The following is a 15,635-nucleotide window of genomic DNA, read 5'->3' as shown; positions in this document are numbered from 1 at the left end:
AAGATGAATATTTTAAGTCTATTCGTAGTAATACCCGTCCTGATGTTGCTCGGCCTTTGGATAGCCCGCAATCTCAATCAGGTGCGTGGAGTGATGGTGGTCGGCTCTTCATGCCTGCTGGCCCTGTCTGTATGGCTGGTGTTCGCGTTCCTTGATATGCGTGCGACTATGCCTGCCGAGGAATTTCCCATGCTTTTTGCAGAAAGCATTCCTTGGTTCAAGCCCTTGAATATAGCCTATTCGGTTGGTGTTGACGGTATTTCTGTCGTCATGTTGCTTCTGTCAAGCATCATTGTGTTTACCGGAACTTTCGCGTCATGGCAGCTCAAGCCTATGACAAAGGAGTACTTCCTTTGGTTCACACTGCTCTCTACCGGTGTTTACGGCTTCTTCATCTGCACCGATATGTTCACTATGTTCATGTTCTATGAGGTTGCTCTCATCCCGATGTATCTTCTCATCGGTGTGTGGGGTAGCGGAAACAAGGAGTATGCTGCCATGAAGCTCACTTTGATGCTTATGGGAGGCTCGGCCTTGCTTATCATCGGAATCCTCGGAATCTACTATTTCAGCGGTGCAACGACAATGAACGTCCAGGAGATTGCTGCCATGCACAATATTCCCGTTGACGTACAGAAGATATTCTTCCCGTTCATCTTCATCGGATTCGGCGTGCTTGGCGCGCTCTTCCCTTTCCACACATGGTCGCCCGACGGTCACGCTTCGGCTCCTACAGCCGTTTCGATGCTCCATGCCGGAGTGCTCATGAAACTCGGAGGTTACGGATGTTTCCGTGTGGCCATGTATCTGTTGCCCGATGCGGCTCAGGAGTTGGCTTGGGTGTTCCTTATTCTCACTACAATATCTGTGGTTTACGGAGCGCTCTCAGCCTGCGTTCAGACTGACCTGAAGTATATCAATGCATATTCGTCTGTGTCTCACTGTGGTCTGGTGCTCTTCGCACTGCTTATGATGACAAAGACAGCCTGTACCGGTGCAATCCTTCAGATGCTTTCCCACGGACTTATGACGGCCCTTTTCTTCGCACTCATCGGTATGATATACGGCCGTACACACACACGTGACATACGCAAGTTGGGTGGATTGATGAAGATTATGCCTTTCTTAAGCGTAGGTTATGTAATTGCCGGTCTTGCCAATCTTGGTTTGCCGGGTTTTTCTGGCTTCATCGCTGAGATGACCATATTTGTGGGTTCGTTTGAGAATGCCGACATGTTCCACCGTGTGGCAACCATCATCGCATGTACTTCGATTGTGGTTACGGCGGTCTACATCCTGCGTACCGTAGGTAGGATTCTGTTTGGCAATGTTGCCGACCCGCATTATCTTGAACTCACCGACGCTACATGGGACGAGCGCTTCTCCGTATGCTGCCTTATCTTCTGTGTGGCCGGTCTCGGTTCGTTCCCGCTTTGGGCAAGCAACGTCATCACTGATGGTGTGGCTCCGATTCTCAGCGTAATTAACTTTTAAAACTATCAGTACAAATGGATTACAGTCAATTCTTTAATATGCTGCCGGAAGCCACATTGATGGCTGTCCTGGTAATAGTATTCATTGCTGATTTCGCACTGCATGGCAACGGAAAGAAGAACACCGTGCTGTATACAATAACGGGTACGCTCATGTTCGCTCAGGCAGTACCGTGCCTGCTCGCCGATGCCACTACGGCTTTTGGCGGACTTTATGTCACGAGCAATTCCGTAAACGTGATGAAACTTATTCTCACCGCCGGAACCCTTATAGTGATGATAATGGCCCAGCCATGGCTCAATCGTGACGATGTAAAGAACAAGGCCGGAGAGTTCTATATGCTCGTTGTATCGACTCTTCTCGGTATGTATATGATGATGTCTTCCGGACATTTCCTCATGTTCTTCCTCGGTCTTGAGATGGCATCGGTTCCCATGGCATGTCTCGTGGCTTTCGACAAGATGAAGAAAAATTCGGCCGAAAGTGCTGCCAAGTTCATTCTTACGGCAACATTCTCAAGCGGTGTGATGCTCTACGGCATTTCGTTCATCTATGGTGCTGTCGGCACACTTTATTTCGATGACGTGACAACACGGTTGTCCACATCGTCTCTCACCATAATGGGTCTTGTTTTCTTCTTCAGCGGTCTCGGTTTCAAGATTTCTCTTGTTCCGTTCCACTTTTGGACAGCCGACACCTATCAGGGAGCGCCTACAGCCGTAACCGGTTATCTCAGTGTTATATCAAAAGGAGCTGCCTCGTTCACGCTGATGGTCATCCTGATGAAGGTTTTCGCACCCATGATTGAGTATTGGGAGTATCTGCTCTATATAGTTATCGTGCTCAGCATTACCATAGCCAACCTGTTTGCCATCCGTCAGAAAGAGCTCAAGCGGTTCATGGCTTTCAGTTCTATCTCACAGGCCGGCTACATCATGCTTGCCGTTATTGGCAACAGCGCAACAGGTGTGGCCGCACTGACATACTATGTGTTGGTATATGTGGTTGCCAATATGAGTGTGTTCACGGTTATCAATGCCGTTGAGCAGAATTGTGGTGGCACGACCAGGATGGACAGTTATAACGGACTTTACAAGACCAATCCCAAACTCGCTTTTCTGATGACGCTTGCCTTGTTCTCACTTGCCGGTATTCCGCCGTTTGCAGGTATGTTCAGCAAGTTCTTCGTCTTTATGGCTGCTGCCGAGCAGGGATCGTTCCTTGCATATTTTGTTGTGTTCATAGCATTGATTAACACAGTGGTCAGCCTTTACTATTATCTGTTGATAGTCAAGGCCATGTACATCAACAACGACGAGTCGTCGCTGCCTGCTTTCCGCAGTGACTGCAACACTCGTCTGGCTCTTGCCCTTTGCACTGCCGGTATCGTGGCATTCGGTGTTTTCAGTTGCATATATGAGTGGATTGCCGCTGCGGCCCACTGAAATATGACATAGTTTAAGCGCAAAGACGCGGAGATACAAAGATTTTCATAACGAAACCGTTGTATCTTCGCGTCTTCGTATTTTCAATCAAAAAATGTCTTATGTGAAATACCATGAACAATAAAGGCATATTCCGGATATATCCGCTTGTTCCTGTTGCGCTATGTCTTGTTTCGGGCATCATATCGGGACAGTGGCTCATCGCTTATGCCGATTCCACTATCTGGATTGCTGCTGTTGTCGTGTTGTCCGCAATATCCGTATTGCTTTTCAGGTTCCCTGTCTTTCAGAGTTATGCTATCCTTGTTACTTCATTTTTTATAGGCTGTGCACTGATAAGTGTTGCAGAAAGGAACTATAGGGTGCAGTTGCCTTGTGGTGCAATTCAATATGAAGCGGTTGTCGTGACAGAGCCTGTCGAACGTGGAAAGACTGTCCGTTTTGACATGATCATATCTTCCGGTCCGTTAAGTGGGCGAACAGTCAGGGCGTCATTATTGAAAGATACTGTCACAGGCCGCTATGCGGCACTTGGTGTCGGTGATGGTCTGACGGCATATTCGGTCATGAAACCGCCAAAGAATTTCGTTGATTCAAACTTTGATTATGTCACTTATCTCAAAGCCCATGATGTCACAGCGCAGACATTCATTTTTTATCGCAATTGGCGAAAGGCATCCGTCAGTATGAGCCGCCTTACCGTTTGGCAGCGTTCGCGCCTGTCGTTTATGCGCATGAGACATAAAATAATGGAAAAATATCGCAATATAGGACTTGATGGAGACAACTTTGCCGTTGTATCAGCCATGACCCTTGGACATCGTTCAGATATTTCTTCCGAACTGCGTGCAACATATTCTACAGCGGGAGTGTCTCATGTTCTTGCTCTTTCGGGTATGCATCTCAGCATAATATATCTGCTCTTTTCTTTGCTTTTTGTCGGACTTCGTTTTGCCGTTTTGCGCGAGGCATTGCTTGTTGTCTCCATCTGGTTTTATGTCTTTATGGTTGGTATGCCGCCGTCAGTGGTGCGCTCGGCTATCATGATAAGCGTGTATTCAATAGTGGGACTCACCGGACGTGACCGCATGTCGCTCAACGTCCTTGCTTTTGCCGCCCTGCTCATGCTCGTGGCAAATCCTTTCTGTCTTTATGATGTAGGTTTCCAATTGTCTTTCATATCAGTTGCTGCCATTCTTATAGCCAACCGCAACATAGCCAATATCGTTTCACGCTCTTTCTTGCAGCGTCATCGCATTTTGAATTGGCTTTGGAATCTTCTTGTTATGTCATGCTCTGCCCAGCTTGCTACAGCACCGCTTGTAGCCTATTATTTCGGAACGGTTCCAACTTATTTTCTTATTGCCAATATTGTAGTTGTTCCTGTCGTTACTATAATTCTCTATCTTTCGGCTCTGACACTTGCCCTTTTCTTTATTCCCGTAATACAGAAGATGGCAGTCATGCTACTTGTTTTCACTGTAGGCAGTCTTAATACTTTCTTGAAAATGGTTTCATCATTGCCAGGAGCCGTTATAACGGGTGTTCATATCAATGCGGTTCAACTTTTGGCCGTTTACGTTGTTATCATTTCATTGTGCCTTTTGTGTCACCGGATATTTTTTAAAAGGCGGGCATCTTTTTAACAAAGCCCAAAGTCGGAGAGTGAGAGAGAGTGCAGTTTATATTCGCATGTGAAGTAACGGATAATCTTTCCCGTCACCGTCTTGTGGCGAACGGCCGACTATGCGGAACCCCATACGGATGTAAAAGCCCGTTGCCAGATGGTTTTGTTCGTTTACGTCAACTTTGTTGGCGCCAAGTTCTTCTACAGCGAATGCTACAAGTTGACTTCCGATGCCTTTTCCACGGAAGTCGTTGTCCACGAACAACATTTCTATATTACCGTCGGCAATACCGATAAATCCGGCCGTAATCCCGTCTGTGGTTTTATATAAATAACTGTTGACTTGCCCGAAGTAAGTCATTATCCGGGCCTTATAATACTCAAAATCCTCTGCCGACAGGAAATCGTGGGTGGCTCTTACGGCACTTTCCCATATCTCAGCCATACGTGGCCAGTCTGTGTTTGTAGATGCTGTTATCATTCTTTTATTCTAAATACATCCGTATTCCATACTGCCGTTGGAAGAGCATTTCTGTTTGCTTGCGGTAGTTGTTCATTATTGCTCTTTCTATTGTTTGTATATAATGTTGATTGTTTGGCAAATGTACATATAAATCGTGAGATTATACACCGGCAGGATGAAAAAATGCTTTTTTCTTTAGAGGAAAGTTTTGATATATTTGCAATTTACTTTTATGAACTTATGTGAGACCTCAAAAAAATGAAAATCAAGCTCATGTCTGTTTAAAATTGAGAGTTAAAACTCCATAAACTTCAATCGGATGATAATGAGATGTTGCAGATTATCATTAACTTTGTATTTGAAAGGATACGTCTATTCACTGCATTTGCAAGAAGCGTTGTACTCATGCGGTCCGCGCTTCTGCTATTTTAATAACAAGCTCTTCCGGATTGTGAGGGCAAATAGAAAATTATATATGGAACAAAAATTCTGTCAGAGTTGCGGTATGCCACTCACGGACGAGAACAAAGGCACAAATGCCGACAACAGCAGAAGTGAGGACTACTGCATGTATTGTTACAAGGAAGGGAAATTCACGCAAGATTTCAACATGAACCAGATGATTGAGTTTTGCGCACAGTTTACCGATCAGATGAATCAGGCTACCGGCTGGAATCTTACTCCAGAGCAGGCTAAAGAACAGATGCGACAGTTCTTTCCGCATCTGAAACGTTGGAAGCAAAAAGACGAAAGAACACTTGTCGAGAAAGCTACGGCATTGCTTGCACAATGTCAGGAGGTGACATTGGCATCAGTCAATGCCGATGGTTTTCCGCGTCCCGTGCCAATGTCGAAAGGAAGCACGGCCGGATGCAACGAGGTGTGGATGGCTACGGGAGCAGATTCGGTGAAGACATCCGACTTCGGATTGAATCCGAAAGCCGGATTGTGCTATTCTTTACATGGTGACAGTGTTGCCCTGCGGGGAACGGTTGAAATAGTCACTGATGACAGAATCCGTAAGGAAATGTGGCAGGACTGGTATATCAATCATTTTCCCGGCGGACCGGCAGACCCGAACTACGTGCTTCTTCATTTCGTCGGAACGGAAGCTACCGTATGGATAAACGGTGAGTTTGCACACGAAACGATATAGAATGAATGTAATGGTCTTTTCAGTTCCTGATAAGCATGTGCTTTGTCAGGAGCTGAATATACGTAATAAGCATTCGGTAAATTGAAATCAAAAAAAGATATGAGCAACGAGATTTTATATATTCTTTTGCCTGACTATGCGGCACACGAAGAGGTGTATCTTTCACAGGCCATCGCCTCTGACGAAATGGCTTTGAAAGCGAATCCGAAGTATGTAAACAAGACTGTGGCTCCTACATTGGAGCCGGTAAAATCAATTGGAGGCTTCCGTACCATGCCAGATTATTCGTTTGCCACGATGCCCGACGATTATGCCGCACTGATACTTATCGGTGGTTTCGGTTGGGCAACGCTTGTGGCTGACAGGGTTGTACCAATCATAAGAAAAGCCATTGAGAATGGTAAGCCGATAGGTGCTATATGCAACGCAGCATCCTTTTTGGCGAAGCACGGTTTCCTCAACAATATCAAGCACACGGGTAACGGTGTGGAACAGCTGAAACTGTGGGGTGGCGAGAATTATAACAATGCCACCGGATATGTCCATGCACAAGCGGTTTGTGACAACCGTATAGTGACGGCCAACGGCTCGGCAACACTTGAATTTGCCAAAGAGCTGTTATTGCTTCTTGAAAACGATACGCCGGAGCGCATAGAAATGTATTATCAGTTCAACAAGCAGGGCTTTTGTGCGTTGTTCTCCTGATATTAATGCAATGGAAGACCGTAGTTCTGTCATAATCTGGATTGTTGTCACAATATCCGTGATGTTCGTTCTGCCGTTTGCTGTGGCCCGGTTTGCGTCGGAGTGTGCCGGTATGGCATTGTGTATTATTTTGTTTTTCATAGTCAATCCTTGTTATTCTCTTGTTCTTGGATATAAAAGTGGAAATGATATACGCCGGATGGGGATTCTCCCATTGTTTTCTTCAATATTTTTTCTTGTCGGAACATGGCTGTTCTTCGACATTCAAGAACCTTGGTTTATAGTTTATGCCATTGTCTATCTACTGATCGGATATACGGCAATGGCAGTAAGCCGATATGTCAGTAAACCGAGCAAACAAAAAAATAGGAAAACTAAGTAAAAAAGGTGGGAAAGAAATAGAACCTCAAACGAGAAAATTCAATTAGAATTATGCCATATATGGTACCACGAAATATTCTTGACCTCACAAGCCGCGCAGACTTCCGTGAATGGTTGACGAAGAATAGCGCTACAGAAAAGGAGTGCTGGATAGCGGTGAAGCGCGGCAAGACACCGCCTGAAGATGCCTTGTGGTATCTCGATGCCGTTGAGGAGGCTCTGTGTTTCGGATGGATTGATTCGACGGTAAAGAATGTCGGTGGCGTGACGCTCCAGCGATTCGGTCCACGTAACAGACATGGCCAATGGACCGAACTCAATAAGGAACGGTGTAGGAGACTCGAAAAACTTGGCATGATGACCGAAGCAGGCCGCGCAGCCTGCCCCGACCTCAAAGCGGAATTTGTTATCATGCCTGAAATTATCTACGCTTTCAAGGCTGATACGATTGCATGGCAGAATTTCTGTAGTTTTCCGGGGCTTTATCAGCGTGTCAGAATCGACAACATCCAGCGGAACAAATCTTTTAAAGAGCTATTCGAGAGCCGCTTGCAGAAACTAATCGAGGCAAGTAGGCGCGGAAAGATGATAGGCGATTGGCATGACTGCGGTCGCCTGCTTGAGTATTAACCATATAATTCGGATTCACTTTTCCTTATTTGCCTCTGCCTTCCTCCGATTTTCCATAATCCGGTCGAAATAGGTTTGTCCCCAAGCTATCAGGACTTCTATATTAGGGAGAAGTGACTTGCCTAAATCCGAGATTGTATATTCCACGTGAGGAGGAACATCCGGAAACAGCCGGCGGTCGATTATACCGTCAGTCGTAAGCTGCCTGAGAACTTGCGACAATACCTTTTCCGAAACAGACGGGATACTTCTGTACAATTCGTTGAAACGAACGGGGCCGCTCTCGTAAATCTTCACGAGAACTACCAATGCCCACTTGTTGCCTATCCATTCAAGTATCGGGGCAGCCTTGCAGTATCCGTAGTCTAACTTTTTTGCCATATTCGGGTGTTTATAAGAGTCTGATAATGAGCAATACTAACTTTTCTGTAAGGGTCAGACCTTTTGGTAAGTTATTGTTTCATATACGATAATTGTATAATTTTGCGCTTGCAAATATACAAAAAACAGTTAGAATATGGAATATCCGCAATTACATTTTACCGGTCAGGTATGGCGTCCGCCCTATGAGGCAAGTTCACAATTATTGCAAATAACGTCTGGCTGTACATGGCATAAGTGCAAGTTTTGCAGTCTGTATCATGGTACTCCTTTCCGTATGTCTCCCTTGTCCGAGGTGGAGGAAGATCTCCGTGTCATAAGCCATTGGCAACCCCGTGCCCGCCGTGTTTACCTTACTGGGGCGAATCCGTTTGCCCTGAGTTACAACAGGCTAATGGACATAGCCGTCCTGCTCAGGAAGTATCTTCCTCATATGGTGTCTTTTGGAATGTTCGCAAGAGTTACTGACATAGCTCCGAAGAGCGTTGAGGAGTTGAAAAAACTGAGACATATGAAGCTCGACAGCATCAACATAGGAATGGAAACGGCTCACGACCCTACACTTGAGAAGATGAATAAAGGCTACCGGGCATCTGACATTATTTCCCAGCTCTCAAAACTCGATGAGGCGGGAATACGCTATAACCTGTTTTATCTCAACGGACTTGGCGGAAAAGGATGTGGGGTCGAGAGTGCCGTGGCAACGGCAGATGTTGTCAACAGACTGCATCCGTGTATAATAAATATTGTCTCATTGACAATATTCCCTGAATCAAGTCTGTATCAGGATGTGATTGACGGTAAGTATGAGGAAGAACCGGAAATAGAACGACTGATAGAGATGCGTACATTGGTTGACCGGTTGAAAATCAGAGTAAACATCTTGGGGCATCATGTTTCCAACACGGTTCCCGTGACTGGAGCACTGCCTTATGACAAGGCGGCTGTTCTTAGGGAATTTGACAAGGCGATGGCGCAGTTTTCCGAAGCGGAACTGAAGGACTACCGCAACGGAATATGGCATCTGTGAAGATGCCATATTCCGTTGATTGTTGTGCATCATGATTAATATTTCGTTTGTGAAACCGGCATATTCAGCGACATCGTTTTATAAAGTCCACTGTATCATTCATTCTTCATCATCCCCTTCCGTATCCGGACGAAATTCGAAAACCAGTTCGGAAGCGGGGATATTGCATTCAGCAAACAGCCCGTGAAGTATATTTATTTTTGACATAGTATTGTTGTCTGTCCATACGTACATATCGGGAGCAAGTTTTTTTCTCCATGATTCCGGTGTGCATGAGAATCCATACTTTTCGTTTGCGCACATCCATTCCATTGTCGAACGTTTTTCCAACAAGACATGCCCGCACACTCCGAATAGCATCTCTTTCCATGTATTCACTGTATAGCGCACGCCGTTAAGGATATATGCCTGCAATTTCTTTCCTGTGAATTCAAAGTCGTCGTCGTCCAGTGATGCCGTTTCCTGTTCACGTCTGGCCGGTTCAAAATTCGTCGAAGGCATCGGCCACAGTCTAAGGAATACTCCGAGCAAATCCTGTTGGCGTTGTTTCAGCTCCGTTTCTGTCCATTGTCCGCATGTCTTTACATAGTTGTTCAGACGGAAAGCACTGTCTTTGAAGCCTTTTTCCATGTTTCTTTTTTCGAGAAAAGAGAGGTTGCTGTATTGCGAGTTGTAACCCGTCAGGGTGAGATTTGCCATTGTGTGAAGATATTGCTGATGTATTCTTTCCCATTCATCGCCCAATGCCGCTTTCCATTTGTCCGAAAGAGTCTGCGGCATGATGTGTTCTATAGTTATGTTTTTCTCCGTCAGTTCTTTCACCACGTCATGCCGTTCGTTGTTGTCTCTGTTCTCCATGCGTTCAAGGATGAACATGCGCGTATTTGCCGGCATCTTGTATATCTGCCTGGTTGCAAAGTCGCTTCTTACTTCATCGTCCGTCGGAAAAACGGATGAGCGTCCTTTTTTCAGCAGAACATAAGTCAGTATATCGGTGTATGAGGCGATTGGGGCATTCCCGGCTTTGTCCATATTGTTGAGAACGTCTCTGTGCAGAGTGGCAAAGACTTTGTTCAGTACGTTGGATGGAAGGTTGCAGATGATGCGTCGTGCCCAGTAAGCCTCTATCACATCGATAACATTATATATTTCATCTTCCTTCATTTCCGTAGCCGCGGCATGGTCAAAGAAAGCCATGAAGAACGGGTTGGCAATGGCAGAATCCAATGTCCGCAACTGTTTCAGTTTGCGGTTAAGCCTGTCGGAACCTACATTGGCATTGTCTATCTGGTTGTATATTCGGGCGTAGCGGTGCATGTCGGCCAGCAGTTCGGCACGGTCTGTGGAAAATCCTTCCGCATATTCCTTAAATATGAAGTATATCTTGTCTATTCGTCCTATCTTGCCTTGTTTCATTGTAAGATAGTCGCGTACGAACGAAGACGGATTGTATCTGGTGTATTCTTCAATCGGATTCCAAAAACGGTTGTACAGCTCATCCTGTTCTGCGGGGGCAAGCGACATCAACAGGTAGTTGCGTATTTTGTCGGCTTCACTGAGGTCAAGACCTGTAGAATTGAGACTTTCGAAAATAAGCTGCGGGTCGTCGTCTTCGTCAAGACGTATGTTTATCACTTCAAGTTTCTTGATTGTGTCAAAGAGTTCGTCGGCAGTCATTCCGGAACGAATTACCTTGTCGAAGAAGAAATCGTAGTTGCGTGTTACATTGGATTCCCTGATATACTGTTCTTTGGGCTTGTACAGCAGTGCGTCGAAAGCCTGCATGTCTTTCTTTATGGGCTTCAATTTCACTTTGCGTTCGTCTTCCTGATATTCATCGACAAGATAACGTTTGAAAATCTTTTCCACAAGTTTTGCGTCAGCAGCCTCTATCAGTCCCTCTCTTTGTGCATTGACAATGGCAATCAGTAACAGCGATACCGTTGTTATACGCTGTTGGCCGTCGATGATATACCGGTCTTCTGTTCCGGCTTGAATGCTTGAAACGATGCTGCCGAAGAAATGGCTTTTCCTTTTACTGTCATGCAGTTTTATCAGGTCCAGGAAAAGCTGTTCGCAGTTTTCCTCTTTCCAGTCGTAGTTGCGCTGATACAACGGGATGATGAAGCGTTTGTCTGATCCGTCAAAGAATTTTATAAGTGGTTGGGCGTCGCCTTTCATGTTGTTTTCTTATTTTAAGTATTGATGATATATTTTGCGTGATTCGTTGCAATTACACTGCAAAGATAAATATAAATTCCAAGATTCATACATCGGTAGGATAAAGATTTGAGTTTTTCTTTAGCGGAAATGTACTTATATGCGAGTTGCCAATAACGAAGTTTTGTAAATAAAACAAAAATATTGTACAAAATAATGTGCTGATTATATAATATGGAAAACCTGTTGGCTGAATCAGTACGAACTCAATTATGCCAACAGGTTTATTTTACGTGTTAATATGATTTATGAGGTCGTGTCAAAATACGGTTCATTATATATTTCGTAGTGAGATATTTAGACACGGTCTCTTTGTTATATATAGGCAATCTACCATGTCACGGCTTCGTTGAGTATCACGCCGTCGGCGGCATCCTCCTCTGTGAACGTTGCGCCACGATACTGCACGCAGAGCATCACGAGTGGGGCTGTGCCGTTGTTGCGCACGCTGCGGCGTCCGTCCGGCGCCACACGCACCACGCTGCCTTCACCGACAGATATAACTTGGCCGTCTACCTGAAATTCACCCTGTCCGCTGAGGAAAAAGTATAGTTCCTCGTGCTTTTTGTGGGTATGCAGGAATCCTGTTTCCGTACCCGGTTGGAATACCTGGAATGAGAAATCTCCACCTGTGGCGCCTATTGCTGCACCACCGAACACCTTGCCCGGTATCTTCACATCCGGTCCGAGTTGCAGTACATAGTCATTCAATTCACTTAATTTGCCAATGTTGGCGGCACTGAAATTTGATGCTGTTGCAATCAGTTCAATCTGTTTCATAATCGTAATCAAAAATTAATTATTGTGACTTATTTGTATTCCGAGTTCCTTATTTCATAATAAATTCTTCCTAAGAAGCAAGTATTCTGCCTTTTATTCGTTAACTTTGCAGTGCTTTACCGCTATCTTTCAACGGTGCAAAGTTACGAACTATTTATCTATTATACAATAGGTTACAAGGAGGTGAGCAAGTTACCAGAAACTCACTCTTGGTGAACGACAACAAGTTATGATGGCAAAAAAACAGAAAAAAAAATCAATCATTGAGATATGCCCTATCCGAAACGTCGTGGCGCGCTTCGGCAACAAGTGGGCACTGCTTGTAATCCTGATATTGAGTGAGAACGGATGCACACGTTTTAACCGGCTCGGCAAACTAATCCCTGACATATCCACAAAGATGCTTGCCGGCACGCTCCATATGCTTGAGGCTGACGGACTGGTCAGGCGCACTGTTTTTCACGAAGTGCCAATACGGGTGGAGTATGAATTGACGTCTACGGGGCAGTCGCTCGTGCCCATTATACGGCAGCTCACCGACTGGGCCTTGAAGAACATGAAGTCGATAGTTAATCACCGCAGGATGTTCGAGGGTGATGGTAATAACAGACAGTGACAATCAATTTTGAAGTAAAAAAATGAAAAGCGTAATAAGACTGATGATGCAATCGGCATTGCTGATGGTGCCGGTATTTTTCTGCGATGCGCAGAATGCCTCTTCTCAATTTATCGAAGTGACAGGAACAGCCACTATCAATATCGTTCCCAACCGTATCACCATAGAGATTGGGATGTTGGAGTATTATAAGCACGCTGTATCCGGAGACAGTACCATTGTCAGACTAAAGGATATAGAAAATAGTGTGCTCAAAACGCTTCGTGGAGTAGGGGTGAATGATTCGCTCGTTGTGGTGTCGGATATAGGTAATTATCGTAACCGTAATGCCTCTTCCGATTTTCTGATGGGTAAGAATCTGTCGGTGACGGTTTCGGACTTCAATCTTATAGAGCGCATATCCGACAAATTGGAGCGTAGTGGCATATCAAGTTTCAACATTATAAAGATAGACAATACAGATATTGAGAGGTATAACCGTATGGGGCTTAAGGCTGCGTTGGATGCCGCTCGCGAAAAGGCCGGATTTATAGCAGACAATGAGGGTTTGAAAATCGTGATGCCGTGCGAGATAGTGGAGAACGGTCCGGGTTATTACGATGTTCCGACATTCAGCAATGTCGCTTTTGACAGTGGTACTGGCATGGAGAAGATGCGTCGCATTGTTCGTCGTTACAGCGTAAAAGTGCGCTATTTGTTTTCGGGGAAGTGATGTCGGAATAAAGCTGCCGTTTAATGTGAAATCATCTTCAGTCCGACAACGGATGCTATCAGCGTGGTTATGAAGAACATACGCCAGAACGTGGCCGGCTCTCCGAAGACGAATATCCCAACCAGCACGGTGCCTACGGCGCCGATACCGGTCCACACCGGGTATGCAGTGCCCAATGGCAGTGTTTGAGTAGCCTTGGCAAGCATTGACATACTTATAATTGTGAAAACGACAAATCCGCTCATCCATGCCCACCATTCGATGCCGGTGACAGCCTTGGCACGGCCGAGACAATAGGTAAACCCGACTTCGCAGAATCCTGCGAAAATCAATACTATCCAGTTCATGAGTATTTGTGTTTCACATTATTTTTTCAGCTCGTATATCTCAAATGTCTGGTTGGACATGACAAACAGCATTATGATTTTGCCCGTACCTATCTTATAGACCATTCCGGCCACTGAGTTCGGACTGTTGTATGTCGTTTGCGGGTCGTTGTTCACCGACCATCCTCCGAGGAACACCATTGTCTCTCGTGTGTTTTCATACACATATCCCGATTTGCGCTGGCTTCCGGTTGTCTTTTCGAAGAACATCTTTCCACCGGAATCCTTGAACCGGCATGTGAAATAAGGGTAAGAAAATATGCCGCTATTGTTTACCTGTATAGATCTTACGCGCCGGTAGTCTTTCAGTTCATGCAAAGAGACAGTCTGGTGCTTGCTTGTCAGCAGATTTCTGACCATTGGCACCTCACGGTTTCCGTAAACATCGTTGTCAAGGCTGGAAAGTATGTTCAAAGCCGTTTCCTTGCCTTGGGTAAGCAGTAGATAGTCGTCGGCATGTATGAGCCGGTTGAGCGCAGGGACAATCACATCGGATGTGTCGGCCTTAACGGTATCTGCCTTTATCTCAATGGTTTCCGTCGCATCCATGCCATCTGCCGTATTTATGTTTACCGCAGTATTCATGTCTTCCGGTATATTGATGCTTGAATAACCGGAGGTCGGACATGCGACAAACAGCATCGCCGCTAATACGATTGTTGCCGTTATGAACTGATGTTTCATTGCTTCATTATAAATTAAAATGTTTCTGCCTGTCGATGTGGATATGCTCTTAACATCGCTTCCCAAGTGCAAAAGTACGAACAATATTTAAAGTGGCCAAATAAGTTGGTCAACAAAATTAAACTACATAATCGTCCTGATATAGGATGGATGCGCCCCGTCGGGGCAACGAGCACATAGCCCGGGGCAGAGCGAAGCGGCACCCCGGGAATCATACATCGACAATCCCCGCGCCCTGCTTTCTATGTAAAAATCCAAATATTTTTCCGATTATTTTTATTTTATATTGAAATTTTGTATTGTATGTCGTACTTGGTGTTTTTTCTGACCAAGGCAGTGACGATATGTATGAGTTTATTCTTGACATTGTTGAGTGCGACCTGCTTCTTTTTCCCCCTTTTCAGGAGCCCGTTGTAGTATAGCGCTATTGCGGGATTGTATCTGACGGCAGCCATTGCCGCCATCGTGAGCATGGCCTTTATCTGCCTGTTTGCCATATAATGCACATGTGGCTGTGAATGTATGCTTGTCCCCGAATCCCTTCCGAATGGCGCTATTCCATAGTAGCATGCGATTTTCCTGGGGTCATATCCGAACTTTCTGAAGTTGTTGGTATATACCATCATGAACACGGCGTTCTGCGTGCCTATTCCCGGCACTGATGTCACGATCCTGAACACTTCGGCCAGCTCCCCGTCGGATTCTATGAGCGATGCAATCTTCTTGTCGATCTTATCTATCTCCTTGTCAAGTTCTGACAGGATACGCCTTCCGCTCTGTGAAATCATCGTCTTCACGGGCGACTTCTCCATGGTGAGCATCTTCTCGTCCATGCGTACCAGAAAACCGCTCCTCTGCCTGACGAGCATCTGTCTGTACAGACTTAGCTCACGCAGCTGTGACAGGGCAGGGCTTAGCGGCTCGT

The 15,635-nt window shown here is 45.5% G+C and carries 16 protein-coding genes; 9 read left to right on the top strand and 7 right to left on the bottom strand.

Annotation, left to right across the window (positions count from 1 at the left end):
• Window positions 1–3 precede the first annotated feature (3 nt).
• The 3 genes from HPS55_RS01805 to HPS55_RS01795 all read left to right on the top strand — a co-directional run bounded on the left by HPS55_RS01805 (window position 4) and on the right by HPS55_RS01795 (window position 4,585).
• Window positions 4–1,494, top strand: a complete 1,491-nt coding sequence (locus HPS55_RS01805; RefSeq protein ID WP_172176612.1) for a complex I subunit 4 family protein — start codon at window positions 4–6, stop codon at window positions 1,492–1,494.
• Window positions 1,495–1,508: 14 nt separating this feature from the next.
• Entirely contained in the window at window positions 1,509–2,939 is a 1,431-nt protein-coding gene (locus HPS55_RS01800) for an NADH-quinone oxidoreductase subunit N (protein WP_172176610.1), read from the top strand.
• A 113-nt stretch (window positions 2,940–3,052) separates the two neighbouring features.
• Window positions 3,053–4,585 carry a ComEC/Rec2 family competence protein gene (locus HPS55_RS01795; protein WP_172176608.1) on the top strand — a complete coding sequence of 511 codons (1,533 nt, stop codon included), beginning with the start codon at window positions 3,053–3,055 and terminating at the stop codon, window positions 4,583–4,585.
• A 36-nt stretch (window positions 4,586–4,621) separates the two neighbouring features.
• Here HPS55_RS01795 and HPS55_RS01790 read toward each other — a convergent pair whose 3' ends face one another.
• On the bottom strand, window positions 4,622–5,047 hold the full coding sequence (locus HPS55_RS01790) for a GNAT family N-acetyltransferase (protein WP_172176606.1): 426 nt from the start codon (window positions 5,045–5,047) through the stop codon (window positions 4,622–4,624).
• A 457-nt stretch (window positions 5,048–5,504) separates the two neighbouring features.
• On the opposite strand from HPS55_RS01790, the gene HPS55_RS01785 reads away from it, so the two are divergent.
• The 3 genes from HPS55_RS01785 to HPS55_RS01775 all read left to right on the top strand — a co-directional run bounded on the left by HPS55_RS01785 (window position 5,505) and on the right by HPS55_RS01775 (window position 7,901).
• Window positions 5,505–6,185, top strand: a complete 681-nt coding sequence (locus tag HPS55_RS01785) for a zinc ribbon domain-containing protein (RefSeq protein ID WP_172176604.1) — start codon at window positions 5,505–5,507, stop codon at window positions 6,183–6,185.
• 99 nt (window positions 6,186–6,284) lie between these two features.
• Window positions 6,285–6,890, top strand: a complete 606-nt coding sequence (locus tag HPS55_RS01780) for a DJ-1/PfpI family protein (protein WP_172176602.1) — start codon at window positions 6,285–6,287, stop codon at window positions 6,888–6,890.
• 441 nt (window positions 6,891–7,331) lie between these two features.
• Window positions 7,332–7,901, top strand: coding sequence for a YdeI/OmpD-associated family protein (locus HPS55_RS01775; RefSeq protein WP_172176600.1), 570 nt, complete (start codon window positions 7,332–7,334; stop codon window positions 7,899–7,901).
• 15 nt (window positions 7,902–7,916) lie between these two features.
• On the opposite strand, the gene HPS55_RS01770 is transcribed toward HPS55_RS01775, so the two are convergent.
• Window positions 7,917–8,282, bottom strand: coding sequence for a winged helix-turn-helix transcriptional regulator (locus tag HPS55_RS01770; protein WP_172176598.1), 366 nt, complete (start codon window positions 8,280–8,282; stop codon window positions 7,917–7,919).
• A 136-nt stretch (window positions 8,283–8,418) separates the two neighbouring features.
• Here HPS55_RS01770 and HPS55_RS01765 point away from each other — a divergent pair, with 136 nt between their 5' ends.
• Complete coding sequence (locus HPS55_RS01765; RefSeq protein ID WP_172176596.1) at window positions 8,419–9,312, top strand: radical SAM protein; 894 nt, start codon at window positions 8,419–8,421, stop codon at window positions 9,310–9,312.
• A gap of 99 nt (window positions 9,313–9,411) precedes the next feature.
• Here HPS55_RS01765 and HPS55_RS01760 read toward each other — a convergent pair whose 3' ends face one another.
• Complete coding sequence (locus HPS55_RS01760; protein ID WP_172176594.1) at window positions 9,412–11,493, bottom strand: DUF262 domain-containing protein; 2,082 nt, start codon at window positions 11,491–11,493, stop codon at window positions 9,412–9,414.
• 369 nt (window positions 11,494–11,862) lie between these two features.
• The gene (locus HPS55_RS01755) at window positions 11,863–12,312 is read right to left on the bottom strand and encodes a cupin domain-containing protein (protein WP_172176592.1); all 450 of its coding nucleotides are present in this window, start codon (window positions 12,310–12,312) and stop codon (window positions 11,863–11,865) included.
• 232 nt (window positions 12,313–12,544) lie between these two features.
• Here HPS55_RS01755 and HPS55_RS01750 point away from each other — a divergent pair, with 232 nt between their 5' ends.
• Together HPS55_RS01750 and HPS55_RS01745 are read left to right on the top strand one after the other, a co-directional pair.
• Window positions 12,545–12,928, top strand: coding sequence for a winged helix-turn-helix transcriptional regulator (locus HPS55_RS01750; RefSeq protein ID WP_172176903.1), 384 nt, complete (start codon window positions 12,545–12,547; stop codon window positions 12,926–12,928).
• A 22-nt stretch (window positions 12,929–12,950) separates the two neighbouring features.
• Window positions 12,951–13,640, top strand: coding sequence for an SIMPL domain-containing protein (locus tag HPS55_RS01745; protein ID WP_172176590.1), 690 nt, complete (start codon window positions 12,951–12,953; stop codon window positions 13,638–13,640).
• Between the two features lie 20 nt (window positions 13,641–13,660).
• Here the strand turns inward: HPS55_RS01745 and HPS55_RS01740 are convergent, their stop codons facing one another.
• The 3 genes from HPS55_RS01740 to HPS55_RS01730 all read right to left on the bottom strand — a co-directional run.
• On the bottom strand, window positions 13,661–13,987 hold the full coding sequence (locus HPS55_RS01740) for a DMT family transporter (protein ID WP_172176588.1): 327 nt from the start codon (window positions 13,985–13,987) through the stop codon (window positions 13,661–13,663).
• Window positions 13,988–14,005: 18 nt separating this feature from the next.
• The gene (locus HPS55_RS01735; RefSeq protein ID WP_172176586.1) at window positions 14,006–14,710 is read right to left on the bottom strand and encodes a DUF4893 domain-containing protein; all 705 of its coding nucleotides are present in this window, start codon (window positions 14,708–14,710) and stop codon (window positions 14,006–14,008) included.
• A 281-nt stretch (window positions 14,711–14,991) separates the two neighbouring features.
• Window positions 14,992–15,635 (bottom strand): transposase (locus HPS55_RS01730; protein ID WP_172324649.1); only part of this gene is annotated, 644 nt, incomplete at its 5' end.

The sequence above is a fragment of the Xylanibacter rodentium genome (assembly GCF_013166575.1).
GTDB lineage: Bacteria > Bacteroidota > Bacteroidia > Bacteroidales > Bacteroidaceae > Prevotella > Prevotella rodentium.
This window is presented reverse-complemented; position numbering and strand designations above follow the sequence as displayed.